The sequence below is a fragment of the Spiroplasma endosymbiont of Phycita roborella genome (genome assembly GCF_964031195.1).
Classification (GTDB): Bacteria; Bacillota_I; Bacilli_A; order Mycoplasmatales; family VBWQ01; genus Spiroplasma_E; species Spiroplasma_E ixodetis_A.
Map to the genome: position 1 here is coordinate 323,445 of NZ_CAXIQJ010000004.1, position 21,777 is coordinate 345,221.

At 22.7% G+C, this 21,777-nt stretch carries 16 protein-coding genes; 7 read left to right on the forward strand and 9 right to left on the reverse strand.

What is annotated here, in order from left to right; genetic code table 4:
* The first annotated feature begins 1 nt into the window (after nt 1).
* The 4 genes from AAHM95_RS03890 to AAHM95_RS03905 all read left to right on the forward strand — a co-directional run bounded on the left by AAHM95_RS03890 (nt 2) and on the right by AAHM95_RS03905 (nt 5,562).
* Nucleotides 2–1,582: an ABC transporter ATP-binding protein gene (locus tag AAHM95_RS03890; RefSeq protein ID WP_342274160.1), complete on the forward strand. Its 1,581-nt coding sequence runs from the start codon at nt 2–4 to the stop codon at nt 1,580–1,582.
* Nucleotides 1,575–3,875 carry an ABC transporter permease subunit gene (locus AAHM95_RS03895; RefSeq protein WP_342274161.1) on the forward strand — a complete coding sequence of 767 codons (2,301 nt, stop codon included), beginning with the start codon at nt 1,575–1,577 and terminating at the stop codon, nt 3,873–3,875. The genes AAHM95_RS03890 and AAHM95_RS03895 overlap by 8 nt, the downstream gene beginning before the upstream one ends.
* On the forward strand, nt 3,875–4,795 hold the full coding sequence (locus AAHM95_RS03900) for an ABC transporter permease (RefSeq protein ID WP_342274162.1): 921 nt from the start codon (nt 3,875–3,877) through the stop codon (nt 4,793–4,795). Before AAHM95_RS03895 ends, AAHM95_RS03900 begins: the two co-directional genes overlap by 1 nt.
* A 179-nt stretch (nt 4,796–4,974) precedes the next feature.
* Complete coding sequence (locus AAHM95_RS03905; RefSeq protein ID WP_338962242.1) at nt 4,975–5,562, forward strand: hypothetical protein; 588 nt, start codon at nt 4,975–4,977, stop codon at nt 5,560–5,562.
* A 169-nt stretch (nt 5,563–5,731) separates the two neighbouring features.
* Here AAHM95_RS03905 and AAHM95_RS03910 read toward each other — a convergent pair whose 3' ends face one another.
* The 8 genes from AAHM95_RS03910 to plsX all read right to left on the reverse strand — a co-directional run bounded on the left by AAHM95_RS03910 (nt 5,732) and on the right by plsX (nt 16,486).
* Nucleotides 5,732–6,394: a J domain-containing protein gene (locus tag AAHM95_RS03910; RefSeq protein WP_342274163.1), complete on the reverse strand. Its 663-nt coding sequence runs from the start codon at nt 6,392–6,394 to the stop codon at nt 5,732–5,734.
* A 56-nt stretch (nt 6,395–6,450) separates the two neighbouring features.
* Nucleotides 6,451–7,071, reverse strand: coding sequence for a hypothetical protein (locus tag AAHM95_RS03915; RefSeq protein ID WP_342274164.1), 621 nt, complete (start codon nt 7,069–7,071; stop codon nt 6,451–6,453).
* 14 nt (nt 7,072–7,085) lie between these two features.
* On the reverse strand, nt 7,086–7,325 hold the full coding sequence (locus tag AAHM95_RS03920; protein ID WP_342274165.1) for a hypothetical protein: 240 nt from the start codon (nt 7,323–7,325) through the stop codon (nt 7,086–7,088).
* Between the two features lie 170 nt (nt 7,326–7,495).
* Nucleotides 7,496–11,035, reverse strand: coding sequence for an FtsX-like permease family protein (locus AAHM95_RS03925; protein ID WP_342274166.1), 3,540 nt, complete (start codon nt 11,033–11,035; stop codon nt 7,496–7,498).
* Nucleotides 11,036–11,151: 116 nt separating this feature from the next.
* Nucleotides 11,152–13,563, reverse strand: a complete 2,412-nt coding sequence (locus AAHM95_RS03930) for an FtsX-like permease family protein (RefSeq protein WP_342274167.1) — start codon at nt 13,561–13,563, stop codon at nt 11,152–11,154.
* A 14-nt stretch (nt 13,564–13,577) separates the two neighbouring features.
* Nucleotides 13,578–14,516, reverse strand: a complete 939-nt coding sequence (locus tag AAHM95_RS03935) for a hypothetical protein (RefSeq protein ID WP_342274168.1) — start codon at nt 14,514–14,516, stop codon at nt 13,578–13,580.
* A gap of 193 nt (nt 14,517–14,709) precedes the next feature.
* The gene (rnc, locus tag AAHM95_RS03940; protein ID WP_174481262.1) at nt 14,710–15,429 is read right to left on the reverse strand and encodes a ribonuclease III; all 720 of its coding nucleotides are present in this window, start codon (nt 15,427–15,429) and stop codon (nt 14,710–14,712) included.
* 28 nt (nt 15,430–15,457) lie between these two features.
* Nucleotides 15,458–16,486, reverse strand: a complete 1,029-nt coding sequence (gene plsX, locus AAHM95_RS03945) for a phosphate acyltransferase PlsX (RefSeq protein ID WP_342274169.1) — start codon at nt 16,484–16,486, stop codon at nt 15,458–15,460.
* Between the two features lie 728 nt (nt 16,487–17,214).
* On the opposite strand from plsX, the gene AAHM95_RS03950 reads away from it, so the two are divergent.
* Complete coding sequence (locus tag AAHM95_RS03950) at nt 17,215–17,622, forward strand: hypothetical protein (protein WP_342273977.1); 408 nt, start codon at nt 17,215–17,217, stop codon at nt 17,620–17,622.
* A 156-nt stretch (nt 17,623–17,778) separates the two neighbouring features.
* On the opposite strand, the gene AAHM95_RS03955 is transcribed toward AAHM95_RS03950, so the two are convergent.
* Entirely contained in the window at nt 17,779–19,026 is a 1,248-nt protein-coding gene (locus tag AAHM95_RS03955) for an ISNCY family transposase (protein ID WP_342274170.1), read from the reverse strand.
* A 395-nt stretch (nt 19,027–19,421) separates the two neighbouring features.
* Between AAHM95_RS03955 and AAHM95_RS03960 the strand changes: the two genes are divergently transcribed.
* Both AAHM95_RS03960 and AAHM95_RS03965 read left to right on the forward strand, forming a co-directional pair.
* Nucleotides 19,422–21,392 carry a hypothetical protein gene (locus AAHM95_RS03960; protein WP_342274171.1) on the forward strand — a complete coding sequence of 657 codons (1,971 nt, stop codon included), beginning with the start codon at nt 19,422–19,424 and terminating at the stop codon, nt 21,390–21,392.
* A 121-nt stretch (nt 21,393–21,513) separates the two neighbouring features.
* A complete protein-coding gene (locus tag AAHM95_RS03965) occupies nt 21,514–21,675 on the forward strand; it encodes a hypothetical protein (protein WP_338957646.1) in 162 nt (53 codons plus the stop codon).
* The last annotated feature ends 102 nt before the right edge of the window (nt 21,676–21,777 follow it).

Consider the following 21,777-nt stretch of genomic DNA (forward strand, 5'->3'; position numbering starts at 1 on the left):
AATGCAAGTAAATATTGAAAAACAGAACTTACAATATGCTGTTGAAATGGAAGGTATTACTAAAGTTTTTTTAGATACTATTATTGCTAACAATAATATTTCTATTAAAATTAAAAAAGGAGAAATTCATGCTTTGGTTGGTGAGAATGGTGCAGGTAAATCGACACTAATGTCAATCTTATTTGGACTATATCAACCAACAAAAGGTATTATTAAAATTAATGGTAAAGAAGTAGTAATATCAGGACCAATTAGAGCAGGTGAATTAGGTATTGGAATGGTACATCAACATTTTAAATTAGTTGATAACTTCACTATTTTACAAAATATTATTTTAGGTAGTGAACCAGTTCATAAATGACAGTGAATTAATTATAAAAAAGCTAAGTCTAAAATTTTAGAAATTTCAAAAAAATATAAATTAGACATTAAACTTAATTTAAAAATTGAGAATGCTAGTGTTGGTATGCAACAACGTGTTGAAATTTTAAAAGTTCTTTATCGTGGTGCTAGTATTATTGTGCTTGATGAACCAACCGCGGTTTTAACACCACGAGAAATTACTAGTTTATTAACAATTATTGAAGAACTTAGACGTGATGGTAAAACTATTATTTTTATTAGTCATAAATTAGAAGAGGTTAAACAAGTTGCTGATAATGTTACAGTAATTCGTTTAGGTAAAGTTATTGAAACTTTTGAATCTAAGAGTAAAACTAAAGAAGAAATTGCTACTTTGATGGTTGGTAGAGATTTAGTTGATATTAGAAATCAAGGTAATGTTGTATTAGGGCCAGTATTATTAAAAATTGATAATTTATTTGTTCATAAAATTGGTAATAAGAAATCAATAATGGGTCTTTCTGATTTTAGTTTAGAAGTTAAGTCACGAGAAATTGTGGCTATTGCTGGTATTGAAGGTAATGGTCAAACTGAATTAATTTCAGCAATTACTGGTTTAATTAAGCCAGAAAAAGGTGATATTTTTTTTGGTAATAAGAATATGAAACACAGTTCAATTCAAAGTTTATATAAAAATGGTTTAAGTCATATTCCTGAAGATCGTCATAAATATGGACTTGTTTTAGATTATAATGTTATTGATAATATGGTTTTACAAAATATTAGCGAATATCCTTTTTCTAAGCATGGTTTGATTCGCAGTAAAGCTATTCAATCTTATGCACAAAATATTATTAATAATTATGATGTTCGTGGTAGTAAAAGTGGTTTTGCTTTAGTTAGAGGTTTGTCGGGTGGTAATCAACAAAAAGCGGTTGTTGGTAGAGAATTAACAAGAAAACATAAAATTTTAGTTGTTGCTCAGCCAACACGTGGCTTGGATATTGGTGCTATTGAATATATTCATAGTCGTATTCTTGATGAAAAAAATGAAGGTAATGCAGTATTATTAATTTCTTATGAATTATCAGAAGTTATGTCATTAGCAGATCGAATTGTTGTTTTACATGCTGGTAAAATTACTGGTAATGTTAGTGCTAAAAATGTTACTCGTGAACAGTTAGGATTAATGATGGCAGGACAAAAAATGTTAATGGAAGGAAATGAAGATAATGTTTAAACAAAAAACATGATTTTTAAAACGACGAAGTCGTTTATATCTTGGTTCAAAAGAAATGAATAGTAGTCTTACTAAATTTAAGGGTTCAATTTTTGCCATTATTTTTGGATTAATTATTGCTTGTTTTGTTATAATTGGTTCAGGTCAAAATGCTTTTACTTATTTTCAGTTGTTATTAACATATGCTTTTACAAGTTGGCCAGCTAATAATTGAGATAATACTTTAGTTTGATGAGCAATTTATATTGTAGCAGGATTAGCACTAGTTATTTCTTTCCGCTTAGGAATGTTTAATATTGGAGTTGCTGGTCAAATGTTAGCAGCAGGAGCTGTTGTTATAGCAATTGGTATTCGTTATGACTTATCACAACCATTAGCTATAATTAGCACGTTTTTTGCTGGAGTATTAGCAGCAATATTGGTGGCGTTGGTAACAGTGTTATTAAAAGTTTTTTTTAATGTTCATGAGGTTGTTACTTCTATTTTATTAAATTGAACAATTTGATATTTAGTAAAATGACTATTTAAAATCAATAAAGATTTATATGATGCTGATCACGGAACATCAGCAACTATTCATTATAGTATGAGTATGAGTATTAATGGTTATAATTGTATACTACCATTATTAATTTCTATTATTTTAATAATAACAGTTTGATTCTTATTGAAAAAAACAACTTTAGGTTATAAAATTCGAACAGTAGGTTTAAATCCATTTGCTGCGGTTTATAGTGGTATTAATCATAAACATTATTGCATAACATCATTTGTTATTTCAGGAGCATTAGCAGGAGTAATGGCTGTTATTTATTACATTGCCAAAAATCCTTCAATTAGTTTTTTAACTGATGATTTGCCGACTATTGGTTTTGATAGTATAGCTGTTGCTTTAGTTGGTCAAATTAATCCAATAGGTGTTGTGGGTTCTGCTTTTCTTTGAGGTTTAATTAAGAGCGGTGGTTCAATTGGTTCAGTATTAACATTACCAACAGCAACTGGTGATATTATTTTTGGTGTTATTATTTATTCAGCTGCCTGTGCAGTTTTATTATCTCGTTTACAGCCAATTAAATTTTTAATTCGTTATTTAAATATAGCCTTTGATGGAGAAAAACGAAAAGTTACAAATAGTTTTATTGCCAAGATGTACTATCATTTTATTGAAAATTTTAAAATAAAGAGACAATATAATAAGTTAAAATCAGATTTAATTAAAGAAAAAAATAATAAAATTAATCACTTAAAGATAGAATATAATAAATCATTATCAGATTATGAGTCAGTAGTTAAAAATTTAAAACAAAATCTTTCACAAGAAATTAATAAATTGAAACAAGAATTAAGTGATCAATTAAAGTCATTAAAAAATGAATTAGTTAAAACTAATGATAAAAAATTAAAAGAACAATTAATTTTAAAAAAATGTCAACTTCAAATTACTTATAAAATTGAAATTAAGGAATTAATTAAAAAATATAAAATTGATAAAGAACAATTAAAAGGAAAATATAATAAAATACTATGAGATGATAAGTCAGTAGTTAAAAATTTAAAACAAAATCTTTCGCAAGAAATTAATAAAGTTAATAGTGATATCAACTTACAGTTACAAGCAGTTATTAATAATAAAAATGATAAAGTTGGTGTTAATTGAGCACAATTTTTCCAAGAAAATAAAGCTTTAAATCATTATATATATAAACAATATAATGCAATTTGAAAAAAAGGTAAAATTGGTAATTGAAATAATTTTCAACAAGAAATAAAAACGATTTATGGTGAAAGTTTAAATATGTATATTAATGAAAAAATGAAATATGAAAATAATGTTTATAACTATAAGCAAGATTTAATTCGAGAAATAACATTATTAAAAAAACAAAAAGCAATATTAGATAAGTCAAGAGTAAAAGACTTAAAATTAAATCTTTATCGAGAAATTAATAAATTGAAACAAGAATTAAGTGATGAATTAAAGTCATTAAAAAATCAAAAAGTTAAAACTGATGATAAAAAAATAAAAAAACAATTAATTTTAGCAAAACATCAACTTCAAACTAATTATAAAAATAATGTTAAAGAGTTAATTAAAAATTATAAAATTAACAAACAGCAATTAAAAAGTCAAATTATCCCAATTAATAGTAATATTAATATATTAACCAAACAATTTACTAAAAAAGCGGAAATTGAAAAGACAACTTTTATTAATAAATTTACTGATATATTTAAAAATGAACAACAAGCAATTATGAAAATAAAAACCGAAAGAACAGGAGGAAAAAGTTAATGGAAGCACTCAAAATAATTCTTGAACATTCTAGTTTAATTTTTGTTGTTTTAGTACTTGGTGCATTATCTGGATTAATTTCAGAACGTGCTGGTGTTGTTAATATTGGTATTGAAGGAATGATGACAATTGGTGCTCTTGCTTTTTCTTCATTTGGAAAAAATATAGGTGTTAATTGAGGTAATTGATCACAAATTATTGCTTTATTAGTAGGTGGATTAGCGGGAATGGGATTTGCTTGTTTCCATGCTTTTGCATCAGTTACTTTAAAATCTGATCAAATTATTTCTGGCGTTGCAATTAATATTTTAGCAGCAGCAATTGCAGTTTTTGTTGTTCAGTTACCAGGGAATAATGGTTTTATTTCATTAACAAATATTTATCAATTACCAAAAATTGGTAATAATGAATTTTTTAATTTATATTTATTTTTAGCAATTATAGTTTTAGTCAGTATTGCTATTATTTTGAAATATACTAAATGAGGATTACATCATGTTGCGACTGGTGAAAATCCCAATGCAGTTGATCCTGCGGGAATTAATGTTATTAAACAACGATATGTTGCTGTATTATTATCTGGTTTTTTAGCAGGAATTGCTGGTGGTATTTTTCCAATGTATGCTAGTCAAACTTTTCGTGGAACAGTTAGTGGAAATGGTTTTATTGCTTTAGCTATTTTAATTTTTGGACAATGAAGGGTACCATTGATTACAATTGGTGCTGCCTTATTTGCTATTGTTGAAACAACAGGTGCCAGAATTACGTTTTTACCAAATATTCCTCAATGAATATCAAGTAATTCTGATATATGGAATATATTGCCTTTTGTAACATCTTTATTAGTTTTAGTGTTTACATCAAAATGAAGTAAAACACCAAAAGCATTGGGTATTGCTTTCAATAAATCTAAACGATAAAATTAGTTATTAATACAGTTTATTCATTTCAAATTAATGAAATAGTTAATAAACAATCTAATAAAGAAAAACAACAAAAATATGATCAAAAACCTGAAATAAAAGCAAAAATAAAAGAATATAATCAAAAACCTGAAGTAAAAGTAAGAAAGAAAAAATAAAGAAAGCCGAGAACAAATATGAGTAACCATGTCCAAAAATTAATTCGTATCTTGATTATTCCTTCATATGCAGCACTGGTCTTTGCTTTAAAAGAAGTACTAGCAATATTACCAAATATTGAAGTTGTAACTTTCCTATTAGCATTTTCAGCATTAGTTTTTCCATTATATATGTCAATTACTATTCCTTTAATTTTTGCTTCATTAGAAATTCTACTTTACGGTGGTAATAGTTGAATATTTTTATATTTTAGTATATGACCAATATTGGTAATAATAATTTGAATATTTCATCATTTAATTAAAAAGCATTGATGAATTTTTGTAATTATTACAAGTTTATGAGGTTTTACTTTTGGTACATTTGATGCTCTAATTCATTTAATATTATTTGGTAAATCCAGTTTTTATCTTTACTGATTATCTGGATTAAGTTTTGATGCTATTCATGGCATTGGTAACTTTATGTTTAGTAGTTTTCTGTATAAACCAATTATCAGTATTTGAAATAAATATTTACAATATTATATTATTATTGATAATAATATTATTGAAGAACGCAATGATGAACAAACATCAAATAATGAAATATTAGTTGAACCATAAAACTAAATTTATATTTAAATCATTAACTATTCATATAATATTATTTATATCATTAAACTGATGATGAAAAGTGTTTATTTCAATCTCTTATTGAATCTTTTTCTTCTAAATTAAATGAATTTATATATTTTTTCAAATCATCTTCTTTTGCAAATGATTCTTTAAGATCTTATTGTAATAAGTTTTGCTCATTAATTAATATTTGCATATTAGTTTTTACTATATCATATTTTTCTTTTAAATTTTCTTTTTCCCTATTGGTTTTTATAAATTCATTTTTATTTTCACATAGTTCTTTTTCTGTTATTTTATTTCAATCATAAAAATCTAAAGTAATACATTTAATATAAAAATTAATTCTTGGATTTATTTTCTTTGTATTTAAATTAATAATAGATTTTCTTAATTTAGAACTTTTTGACTGTAAAGTTAAAAGTTCTTTTTCTAATTTCTTTAATTCTATTTTAAAATCAAGTATTTTAGGTAATAACTCAATATAATATTTTTTTATTTTTTGATCAATTTCTTTTTCAAATATCTTAAATTTTTGCTTAACTAAAATTTCTTCTTTTTGTTTATTTTGAAATGTTTCTTGTTCTGCTTGTTGTTTTTTTAAATTTTCTTTCCATATTTTATTAGTTTTTTCTTCATATTCTTTTTGTTTAACTAAAACATTACGCGCTTCACTTAATTTTTGAAAATTAATAGTTGCTTCTGGATTATTAGTATTTTTATCTGGATGTAATTTTAAAGATAAACGTCTAAAAGATGCATTAATTTTAGGAATTGTTGCACCAATAGATAAACCTAATAATTCATAATATTGTTCCATTTTTAGTTTTTTTCCTTTTTAATAAACACTACTATATTCATAAATAATGGTTATATTTATGGTAAGTTTTGTACACGATCATTTACTGGTGTTTGACTAGTTAATTCTAAAGCATTAATTTCTTGAACAAATTTAGAACAAGAAAATTCTTTATCTTGTGAAGTGTTTTTTATACTATTTTTTTTATCATTAATATTTTTTCATAATTCAGTTAATTTAATTAAATTATTTAACTTATCATTTATTTTTTTTCTTTCTAAACTAATATTTTCAAATATTATTTTTAAATCTGTTCGTTCATTAGTTTTTTCTTGTATTTCCTTTTTATTTTTATTTAGTTTTTTTTCTATTCTTTTATTTTTATTAACAGAACCACAACTAAGCATTCAAAAAATAAAATTTTTAAAATTGCCGATTTTTTGCTTTTCCAAAAAAACATTTTCTTCTAATAAACTAGTTATTTTAAAAATAGCATCAGTAATTACATCAATATAATTTGATAATATTATGGTTCTTTTTTCAACTTCTTTATCTAATACTTTAATTTTTTCATTAAATACTTGAATTTGTTCAATTGATAATGATTTAATATCATCTTCGGTAAGTAATTGAATTTGCTCATCTGTAAATATTTTAATTTGTAAATCTTGTTTATCCTTATCCTTATCTAATGGCATATTTTACTCCTTATTTAATAAGCATTTTTGTTAAGTTGTTTTTTAACTTCATTAATCATTTTTTCTAATTGATTAATTGCTTCTATTTGTTCTACAATTCCTTTTTTAGTTTCCTTAGAAACAGAAACTGTTTCTGCTTCATTTTGTAATTTTATTAATTTATCTTTTTCTTTTTGTAATTTTTCTTGTCCAATTTCTATTTTTGATTTTAACTCATTACTAGATGTTTGTGTTTTACTTTCTTGCTGTTCCATAAGTTCATCTCCTTTTTAACATAAAAACCCATTTGCTTTAAAATTAAAACAATGGGTTTAAAAACATTATAAATTCATTATATGCCTTTCTAAGTGAAAATCAATTAAAAACATAATAAACTTCCTTTTTTAAATTTTTACTAGAATAAAATTTTTATTAACTAATATCTTTACTCCATAAATGCTCATAACTTATATTTTCTAAAATTTAATAATCAAGTAATAATATAAGCACTAATATAAACAATAATATTAATACCAAAAGCTAATAAAAAATATCATCAACGAAAAATAATTGGATAAATAACATGACTAAAAGTAATTAACTGCTGTGCTAAAATATTAATCAATATTGGGGTAATAAAAATACTAAAAACTGAAAAAATTAAAATTAAAGGGACAACGATTATAATAAAATTGTAAGATACTTCCATAGTATTATATCCCAATACTTTTAAAATATTAATCAATATTCAATTATCACGAACTAAAATATTAGTAACCAAAGTCATAATCATAAATGATAATATAATACTACAAATTGCAAAAAAACCAATAAGTAATTGAATACTTATTTCATTATTTTCTAATGCTGCTTTTTCATTACCAATTGGAACAATACCACTCAAAGAACTAACAAAACCACTAGAATTAATGTAGTCAGTATTCAAAATTTTAGTTAAATCAAGATTATAATTATTTTCAGTATTAATAAAAGTTAAGTAATGTCGTAACTCATTATCATTAAATTTACTCATTTTGGCATTATTAATTAATAATCCTGTATTTTCATTAATAGCACTATTTAAAAGTGATTGTGATACTAATAATGTTGATATTCCTAAATTCCTAAAGCCATCATAAATAATACCAATTAAATATTTTTTATTACCATTAAAATCAAAATATGGATATAAAATCGCTTTACCAATATTGTTACCATTACCAGTACTAGTATTGGATGCTGGGGCATTAGATGCTACAATCGGTAAAAAGGTAACATTTGGGGCATTAGTACTAGTAATATGCAATTGTTTTTTTATATTGTTAACATTTTTAGTAAATTCTTTATCTAATCAAAAATCAGAAGTGTTCATTGTATCACTGTTCATATTAATAAATTTTTTAAATTTACTATTAATTAAATTAGGTTTAATAAAATTATTACTATTTGCATTAATACCATAGATAGTTTGTCTTATTGTAACTTCATTACTAAAGCATGAATCATTAAAAGTTTGAGTTACACTATCATAAGTATTACCAATAGCATTATTATGACTAAAATCCAAATCATAAGAATCTTCAATATTCAATTTAATAAAAGGTAACTCATTTTGTTCTTGATAAGGAATAATACCAAAGCTAATTAATAAATCATTATTATTACCACTTTCATTTGTTAAATAATTAATAATATTTATTTGTTTTGTTCACTGTTTTTTAAATGTTTGTGGTAATAAATTTCATGTTGTCGATTTTTCAAAATTTTTACGCATCTTTAATAAATCGCTACCCAAAATATATTTATTACGTAAATCGCGAATAACGGGTGCTGGATTATTAGGATTTATTAAATATGAATCAATAGCATCTTGTAAATCTTGTTTAAGTGATACTCCTGATTCTATTTGTGAAACTGGAGCAATGTTATAAAGCAACTGCTTGTTATTATTAATAAAATTATTTTCAATGTCTTCATAATGATAACTATTTAAATAATTAAAATTAATTCCTTCAAATTGTAATGATAACATATCATTAACTAAACCACTAGCTGCAATTGAAAATAGCATTAATGTGGCAGCAAAAATACTAACTATACTAATGATAACTAATTTACCAAAACTACGCATGCTAATAGTTATTGCCAATTTATTATGATAACTAATATCACCAATAACTTTAACACTAATAAAATTAAAAATTTTGCTAATATTTAAATGATGATATTTTTTAAAATTTTTACTACTAATTAAGTCAAGTGGTTTTTTTTGTAAAAATAAATAAACTATAAAAAAACTAATAATTACTAATAACAATAAAGGAACAGTTACCATAATAATTGTCATATGCACATTTATATATCATCCATAGTTAATTAACGCTAAATACAAGTTATGACTATTAATAAGAATATGACTAATAAATACTGATATTAAAACACCAATAATAGCAAAAATAAATAAAGGTCAAATAATAGCTAAAACCAAAGAAATTGTTAATTGTCAATTTTTATAACCCAATGCTTTTAAAATTCCAATTAATTTATGATTATGATGAATCATCTTTCATACTACCATTAAAATAATAACACTAGTGACAGTAAAAATTAATGTTAAAAATATTATACCGACATTTTGTGTCAAATTAATTCGCTCATTTAAGAAAAAAATAGCATTTTCATTATAAGGTCTTCATAAATAATCATCATTTGTTAAAATACTAGCAACATTAGCAAAATTTATACCATTAGTAAGATTTTGATAATGGTGACCATATGCTAATTGATTATGTAATATATTATATAATCATGGATTTAAACTACGTTCAGGATAAACTGAATTAAAACTATTTTTTTGTTTATTTTTATCAATAAAACCCTTAAAATCATTATTGATATTAGTCATTGTATTACTATTAACAAAAGCAACTGTTTTATTTTTTGGATCCATCAATCCACTAATATTATTAGCAATAAAAGCACTATTACGACTAGTAACAAATCCTCTAACAGTAAAAGTACGATTAACAATATTATACTTATCACCAATTTTTAAATTATTATTATTAGCAAATTGTTCATAAATTAAAATTTCATTATCTTGTAATGGTAACTCTTCCAAACTTTGTTTATAATTACCTACTAAAATTGGTGGATCAATAATATTTTTAGGAACTGTTTGTGTAAATAGAAAAGATTTACCGGTCATTAATAAATCATTAACTAAAGTATATTGATTTCATTCAATATTTTGAAATAACATGCCATTAATAATTAAAAAATATAGTTGTGATTGCAAAGAAATATCAATTGTATTATATTCATGATTAGCGTATGATATTTTATGATAAATTTCATCTTGATAAATTTTTAATGCTTTATCATTTAAAATAAAATAGTTTACTTGATTAATATTTGTCTTTCCATCATAAACATAACTATTAATTAAATTACGCATTGCATTTTTATATTCTTCAGAAGAATTATAACCTTGATGATAATCATTAGGAACTAATAGTTTAAAATCAACATAATGATGATGATATTTAGTAGATATGTTATTTCCGATTTGTAAATAATTATTAGCATGAGAATCACTTAAATCACTACTACCATTAAAAATAAAACGATAAGTATCGCTATTAGCATTAACTAAAACAATTTGAAAAGTTGCATGATTTAATTTAAAAGTATCAATACTATCATCTTGTTTATAATATGACATATTTTCCAATCATAATCCTAAATGTGTTTTATAATAATTATATTCTTTTTCAAAACTATTTTTTTCAATTGGTAATTCATTTAATTCTTGAAAATTAGTATTTTGACTAATATCATTTAAATATTGATTTTCTACATATTGATCAGAAAATTGAATGCTTAAAAAAGTTATAATCATAATCATAACTAAAAAGCCTAACCCTAAAACTTGAATAATATTTTTTCTTTGTTCACGCAAATAATTGAAAAATATTTTTACCATATTCCACTAACCCCAGTTGATACTTCAAGTTAATTTTATCAATTTAAAAATATTTTTTAAAATTAAAACATTTTAATGTGTAATTTTTTATTTTAAGCAGTAAACCAGATTATATATTATTTAGTTAATGTCATTAATTGTTTATTATTAACGTTTAACTTTCAAGTAATAATGTATGAGACTAAATAAATTAAAATATTTATACTAATCATCAATGCAAAATATCATCAACGAAAAACAATAGGAAATGCGATTTTTGCAAAAGTTGCTAATAAATTAGAAAGTACCATTACTAAAGAAGGAACAATAAAAACAGCAACCAAACTACTCATTACCAATGCAGGTATTATTACCAGAAAGAAATTATAAGAAACTTCTAATGCAGTATAACCTAAACTTCGTAAAATATTAATTAATATTAAATTATCACGAACACTAATATTAGTAACAATAACAATAATCATTAGTGATAATGTAACACTAAAAATACCAAAAAATGAAATTATTATTTGTAAACTATATTGATTATTCTTCATAATACTACGTAAATTACTAATATCATACACCGATGATAATGAAGTACTAATACCTTTACTTTCCAAATATCCTGAGTGTGAAATTTGTGCTAAATCAATATTATAATCATTTTTATTACTAATAATTGGTAAGTAATGTTTAAAATCATTATCAGTAAATTTGCTTAATTTACTATTAGCAAAATTATTTTCTAATAAATCACTTTTACTACCAAATAAAATCTCATTAAGTCAAAGTTTGGGCATTACTATTATTTTTGGATCTAATTTATTAATATAATCATAAGCAACACCAATTATATATTTTGTTTGATTATCTAATCCTTTATACCTATAAATAACACTATTATTAAGTTGTTCTCCACCATTATAAACATTAACAACCGAAGGTAAAGCAGAAGTAGCGATTGGAATAAATTGAACAGGACTACTATCTGGATTTTTAATTCCTAATTTTTGAATTAAATGATTACGAATATTAATAAATTGTTTATCTTGCCAATTATTAGAAACTTCCATATCAGTTAAATTTAATTTACTAAAAGTAGAGAAATCACTTATACTAAAATTTAGAGATAAAAAATCACTTAAACTATCATCAATACCATAAGCAGTTCTTGGTGCACTTCAATTTTTAAAAGATTCTTTTGATAAGGTTTGTGTATCATTATCAAAAACAGCACCACGCTGATTAGGAAGTAACAGATTAGCCTTATCAAGTTCTAATTGTGTGTATGGTACTTCATACTGTTCATCATAAGGAATTAAACCAAAACTTATCAATAAATCAGTATTGTTTTTACCATTATTATTGGTTAAATAATTAAATAATATTTTATTTTTTTCTAAAAAATTCTTAATTATTGATGGAATCTTTGATGGATTAGCATCAATTCATTGTTTTATTTTTAATAATTCACTACCCATAATATAACGATTTTGAACATTAATCACAATTGATTTATTAGGATTAAGAGGATCAAATTGTTTAATTGCCGCTAATAATTCTGGATATAATGAAATTTTACTTTTAATATTATCAACACTATTAAATTGATACATTAATTTATTTTCGTTATTAATAAAGTTAGTTTTAATATTATCATCAAATTGATAACCATTTTGATAATTAAAATTAGTTCCCGCAAATTGTGAACCTAACATATTATTAACTAAACCACTAGCAGCAAGCGCAAAGAATACTAATGTTGCAGCAAAAATACTAGTAAAACACATAATTAATGTTTTACCAAAACTACGTAGTGAAGTAGTAACGGCCAACTTATTACGATAACTAAATCTACCAATCACATATCTTGCAATAAAAGTAAAAGTTGAACTAATATTTATTTTATATTTTTGTTTTGAAATATTATTAGTAATTAAATCTAAGGGTTTATTTCTTAATAAGAATAATACCATTAAAAAACTAATGAAAGTTAAACTAATGATTGGAATAACAAGTAATAAAATAGCAGTAACAATATTAAAATACCAACCATAACTAATTAAGGCAACAGTACTAATATTAGTAATATAAATTAAATAATGCGCAACTGGAATCGAAATTAAAACACCAATAATAGCAAAAATAAATAAAGGAGCAATAATTGAAATTACTAATGATATACTTAATTGTCAACTTTTATATCCTGTTGCTTTTAAAATTCCAATTAATTTTTTATTACGATCAATCATTTTAAAAGTAATAATAAAAATAATAATAGTAGTCACAATAAAAATTAAAATTAAAAATAAACTAGAAATCTCTTCAATAACATTAATTCTATTATTAATGGAACTAAAAGATCATTCTTGCATACTAGTATAAAATCTAGGATTATTGATATTTAAAGGTGAAACTATTTTATTATATTCAATACCATTATTATAATATTTTGTACTTGCTATATCAGTAGGTGTTTTATAAGTTGCATGAAGATAATTATAAATTCATTCATTATTTATTTGTGAATCAATATTTTTAGCCAAGTCAGGATTAATACCTAAAAAAAATCATCAATATTACTGCTAAATGCCTTTAAATCAGATTCAACTTTGTGCATCGTATTACCATTAGTAAAAGCAACAGTATTATTTTTTAAATCAAGTGAATTACCAAAATAACGACCAACAAATGCTGCTAATGAGCTTGTAGCATAACCACGAATAATAAACGTTTGTCCAGCAATTACATAATTTTGACCAATATGTAAATTATTTAGTTCAGCAAAATGTTTGTAAATTAAAATTTCATTATCTTGTAATGGTTTTTCTGTTAAACTTGGGCCACCATCTTTGACAATAATTGCTTTATTAACAATATATTCAGGTCCTGTTTCAATAAAAGCAAAATTTTTACTAGTAATTAATAAATCACGGACCATAACAGCATGTTGTCATTCAATATCTTTATATAACATTCCCATTGACATTATTTCATATAACTTAGCTTCATTTTTAATATCTATTTCACTATAGTTTCGATTAGCATATGGATACTCAGTTTTTCCTTTAAAATTATCATTATAAAACTGTAAAGCAGCTTCACTAGTAATCATAAAATTTGTTGCATTTTCTGGATGTAATGGATCATATAGATATTGATTTAGAATATTAGCATATTGTTCTATCGTTGCTTTATGAGTATCATAAGATGGATAATTAATAGGAATATTAATTTTAAAATCAATATATTTATGGCTAGTATCATTAAAAAGACTATCACCAATAGCAAAATATTCTTTACTATTAGCGAGTCCTCCATAAAAAGTAAAACGATATATATCAGGTCTAGTAGCATCTGGTATTGTTAACTGAAAAGTAGCTTTTGCCATCTTTTCTTTATCAATAGTATTATCTTTTTGATAATAATTAATATTATTTAAATAAGAACCATTTTTATCTTTTTCATTATATTTTCCATCAAAATTAACATATTCCACTGGTGAAAAAAATGTATATTGGTTAAATTCATTATGAGCAATATCGTTAACATATTGTTCAAATAAATAATTATTAGAAAATTTAATGATAAAAAGGCAATAATCATAATCATTACTAAAAAACCTAAACCAAACATTTGTAATAAATTGTTTTTTTGTTCACGAATATAATTACGTAATAATTTAAACATGATTATCCCTTCTTATGATCACTTATTAATAAATTAGATTTTGACAGTTTTGCTAAAGCTGACTTTGCTGCTTCTTGCTCAGCTTTCTTTTTATTTGTTCCTACTCCTTTCCCCATTAGTATTTTATTATCTAAATACACATGAACAATAAAATAAGTAATATTATCTTTTTTAATTTGTTCCATAGTTTTATAATTAATAGGATCTCTTTTTTCTGCCTGTACTAATTCTTGTAATTTAGTTTTATAATCAATAATTGTTTCTAACTGATTAGTTTTAATTAATTCAAATAAAGTTAAATCTAAGATTTTTTTAACGGCACTATTTCCTAAATCAAGATATACTGCAGCAAGAAATGATTCAAAAACATCTGATAAAATACTTTCGCGTTGTTGCCCACCTGTATTTTTTTCACCATTTCCCAAAAATAAATAATCTTGTAATCCTAGAGCAATTGCCACTGCTGCCAATGTTTCTTGTCTAACTGCCTTACTACGTAAACTTGTTAATTGTCCCTCATCTTTATTTGGAAATAAGTGCCAAATGTAAGTTGAAATATTTTCCCCTAAAATCGAATCACCCAAAAATTCTAATCGCTCATATGAATAATCTAAATTATGTTCGTTTGAAAAAGAACGATGAGTAAACGCTTCACGATAATTACGATTAGATTTAATTTTTTCTAAAATACTCGATTTTAAAATATGTTCAATATTAATCATATTTTTCTCCTTAATACTTATTTATAAATTATAATTCTTGAATTTGTTTAGCTATTTTATTAGTAACATCTTGCTCAATAGCACGAATTAAAAGTTTTAAAGTACTATAATAAGATTTTTTATCACTAGATCCATGTGCTTTAAAAGCAATGCCATTAATACCTATTAATTGAGCACCACCTGTATTCTTATAATCAAAAGTCTTTTTAATATTTTTAAAAATACCAATTGACATTAAACCTAAAAATTTAGTTCATAAATTTTTTTTATAACCATTTTTAATTAATGTAAATAATAATGATGCCATGCCTTCAACTGATTTTAAAACAATATTACCTGAATAACCATCACAAATAATAATATCAACATCACCACTTAAAACATTTCGTGGTTCAATATTACCGTGAAAATTTAAAAAACTTAACTTTTCATTTTTTTGTGTTAATTGTTTTAGTTTAGCATATGTTGCTTTAGTTACTTCTGGACCTTTGCTTTCTTCAATGCCAATATTTAATAAACCAATTTTAGGACGTGAAATATTTTGAATAGTTTGACAATAAATATGACCCATTAATGCAAAATTAATTAATTCATCAACAGTGTTTTCAATATTTGCTCCAACATCCAATAATACTACTTGTCGATTTTTTATTAAAGTAGGCATAATTGGCATGAATGCCGGACGTTTAATGCCTTTGATTTCGCCTAATAAAAAATGACAAGCACCAAGATAGGCAGCAGTTGAACCCGAAGTTAGAATCCCATCTGCTTTTTTATTTTTAACTAACTGAATGGCTTGATTCATAGAAGAATCAGTCATTCTAATACCAGCGAGTGGACCATCATTCATAGTTATTACTTGGGTTGTTGCTAGTATTGTTATTCTTGATGATAATGGCTTATTTTTTAATAAAATCTGCAAGTTTCCATTAATTTGTTTTTCATCACCAACTAAACAAATTTCAACGTTTTTGAATTCTTTAATAACTTCTAACGCTGCAGCAATAGCGGGCAAACTACCATGGTCTGAACCCATTACATCAAAAGCAATTTTCATAGTTCCTCCTAAAAACAAAAAATAATTTAAGAAACCTTAAATAATATTATATTATATTATTGATAGTTTAATTATACGTTAATTTTTTTAATTCCTTAAGATTAACAATCCAACTAATACTGCATTTATTTATTTTAAATATGAATATTTCATTATTTGCTAGTAAAAAGTTAAAAAACAATTTATCTCTAATTATTTTGATATTGATTTTCTAAATAATTGTTTTTATTTACACCAGTTTTTTTTAAAGACCAAAACCCTTTTATTTATTTTATTAATAAAAAAAACTTTAAAAGCAAAAAACTAATATAAATATAAAAATATCTTATCATAATTTTACTAAAATCAAAAATAATCAAAGAATTAAAAAAATATTAAAACATTTAATAGTGTTTATTTTTATTTATAAAATAAACACTATTAATTTGATTATTATTCATAAAAAATAAAAATAAAGTTAATTAAAAATAATTTTTATGTCAATATCGAGTGAAAATTTCCCAAAAATATTTTTTAAAAAATAAATTATTTTGAAAAGTTATACTGTTAAATAAACATAAATTCCAAATAAATTCTTTTCTAGATAAAAATAGAAATAAAGTTTTTTAATTTTTTAAAATTTTTTGTATAATTAATTTATACAAAAAATTATATAAGTTTTTAACTCATTTATTTTAAGATAAAATAAATGAGTTTTTTTATTATTTATTCAAAGGAGAAAATAAAAAATGTTTAAAGTTAAACCTAATTCACCAGTTTATGAATTTTATTATTCTGAAATAAAAAAATTAGAGGGTAAAATTAAAGATAATAAAGAATTAGATAATATAATAAATACTGAAAAAAATCTTAAAGAAGAAATAGAAAAACTAGAAATATATCTAAAAACATTAAATGAAAATTTAAAAAAGAAATATAAAATAATTCCATATATTGAAAAATTAAATATATATGATTTAGAAGATAAAATCGAATCAAAAGGACAAAAAAGGGTTGATAATGTAGGAAAATATTTAAAATTAAAATCAAGTTTAGATTATGATTTTGATTCAATTTTTGAACAATGAAAACGCAGTGCAAACAGTGAAAATCAACCTTTAACAAGTGGATATAAACCAAGCTCACCACAGATGTAAAAGGGGAAGATATTGCATTTGCAATATCTTTATATCTTTAAAATTGATTTTAAGACACCAAATTTGCTCATATACAAATGTTTTAAAATTTTATATGGTTTAGTATTAATAAAATAAATCTCTTCTAAAATATGTTTTTTTACTTTTAATTAAAAATTATTGATATCCATATCTTCAAGGATGGTCTTTATTTGGTATATAAACTTTTTTAGTTTTTATCAAATCTTCTTTAATAATTGGTTTTAATGCTATTTCTTTTAGTTCATATATTTTATTATTATAACTAAGATAGAATTCATTAATAAATGATTTAAGTACAATTACATCAGTTCTAGGTTGTATATATTGAACTTTGTTATTTTTATAAGGAAAATATTTTTTACCATAATATGTTATAGTTGAACCACTATCTGTTTTTCTTTTACAAAATCTTGAAAGATAAACATTTATTTCATTTTGTGTAGGAGCTTTAACCATAGCAGATTTATTATCATCAATAGGAAAAGCAAACTGATTATTAAAAATGTTTATATATGTTTTAAGAAATTTATTACCATCTTCTAAATTTTTAATTTTATTAAGTCGTAATTCACTAATTAAGCGACTTTGAAGTGTTCCAAATAATCGTTCAATTCTGCCTTTAGCTTGTGGAATTGAGGTTCTAATTACTTCAACACCTAAATCATTACAGCATTTTTGAAATTGAGTATAAGTGTTATTTTCTGTGTTTATTTTACCTGAATCAATTTTTTTCTTATATCCAAAAACTGTTCTATTATCAGTATAAAATATCTTTGGTATGCCATATTTAGTTAAAATTTGATAAAAAACATTATAATAACCATCTAATGTCTCTTGGTGATCAAATCATAGTCCAACAATATTTCCTGTAGCATCATCAATTGCAGCATGTAAAAATGCTTTTGGTTTATCGTTACCAAATCAATGATGATTACTTGCATCCATTTGAATTAATTCACCAAAATTTGTTCTACGATTTCTTGTGGGATGCAAGTTATTTTTTTTATTCTTATGTCTTTTTGGTGAAGTGATTTTTTCTTGAATTAATAGATTATAAACTGTACTATATGCAATTTTAGTGTTTTCTTCATTAATTAATTTTTCCTGAAAATGTTGAAAATTAAAATTATAATATTTTGTTTTATATAAGTTTATAATTTTATTTTTAATTTCTATTTTTGTTGCCTTATTAGAAATTTTATTGCGAGATTTATGAATAAAACCAACTTTACCTTCTTTATTAAAAATTTGAATTAATTGGTTAATTCTTCTAATAGTTAGGTTAAGTTTATTTTTGGCTTGATGTTTAGATAATTTATTAATAACAATGTCATTTATAATTTTGTATTTATATTTTTCTTTCATAGTCATGCTTCTTTCCATTTTTATCACCAAGTATATTTAACTTCACTTTTTGAGAAATTTTCACTCGATAACTAATAGGAAATTATCACTAAATAATGACATTAAAAATAATTTTTATTGTATTTTATTTTAAAAACTTTAGAATTTAGTTACTTCTTATTATATATCTAAGAAGGCATTGGGGAAAAATTAATAACACAACTAAAAACTTTACTTATAAACAGTAATTTTTTGGATATGATTTTGAAATACTTATAAATTTTTGTAGTAAAACTAATTCAAAAAAATTAATACTACTACTTTTGAGGATCTTGTTAAAAGAATATGATCCTTTTTAAAATATATACTTACTGTTATTAATAACAAATTAACATTATATTAAATAAAACTTTTGTAATTAAAAAGGAGTAAAAATGATAAATTTAAAAAAAATAAAATTAACAAAAAACAATAATCGCTTTGGTGGAAAAACAAAGAAATGAAAAAATAATAAAGGAGAATGAGAATATAAAACTGAAATTAGAAATAAATCTAATGAACTTGATTCAGTTATTTATGAATCGTATATGACAATTTATGACAAAAACAAAAATGATTTTAAATGTTGAACTAAAAGAATTGCCTTTCCAAATAGTCAAATTATTTTTGAAATATTTTTAATTAAAAATAATAAATTATATAAACACGTTAAAAAATATGAAAACATTGACAAATTATCAGATGACCTAAACAATAATAAACTTTTAGATTCCTCTCCTATCAAAGTTAAAGGAGGCGAAAAATCAGATCCAAAATATTATTATTTTTTAGAAAACGCTACTATAAATTCTATTCATAATATAGATATGTTTATAAAAAATATTACCTCATTTAATCAAGAATTAAGTATTAATATTAATTATGATAATTTATTAAATTTATATCAGTATTTAACAAATATGCAAAAAATTATTGATAATCCTACTTCGTCTAGCAATATTTCAATAAATGCCAAAATTAAAAAAACATTACCTAATTTATTGTTAGGATTACTACTAGTTTATATTGCATTTACTGGAAAAAATGCACAAAGAATAATTTCTACATATATTTTTGATGAGCAAGAATATACATCAGAAGATTATTTTTATGGAATATTTCAAAATAAACAAAACTATTTCACAACATTCATTGATACTATTTTAACGACATTTTTTACCTCAGCAATTGCTGATTGATCAAGAAATACAATTTTAAATATAATCCAAAGTCAAAAAAGTAATCCAATAAATGATTTTAAAATTAAAAAAATTCCTATTGAACCATTTGAAAAATATAAACATGAATTTTTAACCCTTTTATATGAAGAAAATGAAGTAAAATTAAAAAATAATATGTCACGAATAAAACGTATTAATAATTTAATAAAAAAACTTAATAATATTCCAAACTCTACAGATTTTGAATATCATCCAAATTTTAAAAAAGAAATTGAAAAAATTAGTGACTTTAATTGTTTAAAGAAGCCTATTGATAATAGTATAATAAAAGAATTAACATCTTCGGCAAACAAAGTGATTGATAATTTAAATAAATTAAAAAAAACTGATTTAGATACTTTAGAATGAAAAGAAAGAATAAATTATTCATTATTTGATTTATTTTTAGAATCAGTAACATGACTAATGGCACATTCTATAATGACAGGTGCAATAGCAAATGCTATACAAGAAAACTTTAAAATAAGTGATTGAATTAAATTTTTTACTAAACCAAATATTATATTAGCAAATACAATCACTTATTTTTCTATACGACCAGTTAATTATATATTTAAATGAGGATTAGAAACATTAAAAATTAAAACTAATATTTGTCCTCAAATAATTTCAAACTGAATTACAAAACAATCAAATTGTGGAAAATTTTCAATGGCAATTTTGTCATTTTTTTTCAATGCTGTTTTTACTAATATTACTAAAACAACAACACTACTTACTAAATATGAAGTTACAAAATCTCATGATCTACTTGAATTAAAATTAAAAAAATGAGAAACATGATTTTTTTTCTTAGCAACAGGTTCTCAAATGATTTCTCTTTCTATTTCAAATTTTTATAAAATCTTTAGTTTTGAAACTTTAATAAAAAAAAATAGATATTTTCATAAACCAAACATAAGTTTACTAGAAGAAAAATTAATAGAATTAGAAAATAATAGTAATATTCCAATTTTTAATAAATCAGAAGTAATAAAAATGCAAGATAGTATAAATGAAGTAAATAAGGCTTATAAAGTAATATATTCAAATACAAAAAAATTCAAGACAAAGATAATAAATAGCACTGATTATGATTCAGATCAATTTCCATTATCAAACAAAAAAATGATTTTATTTGCTTAATTCATAATATAACTTAAAAATATATTTTTTTTAAAAAATATTTATACTAATTTATGGATATTTTTAAAAAAAAGAAAAAAATAATCCAAAATTTAACATTAGAAAAAAGGATCTTTTTATTATGGATAAAGATAAGGAAATTGAAAAGTTAAGAAAACAAGATGCAGAAAATAAAAAACAATTTGAAGAAGAAAGATTAAAAAAAAGAATTGAAGAAGCTGAAAAAGAAAGAAAAAGAATTGCAGAAGAAAAAAAACAATATAAAAAAGATAAAAATTTATAGACATAATACATTTTTATTATACTTACAATATAAAAAATGGAAATGTTTAGTAATCTGTGTAACTTACAAAAATAACTATGTTTAATTAATTCTAGTAAATAT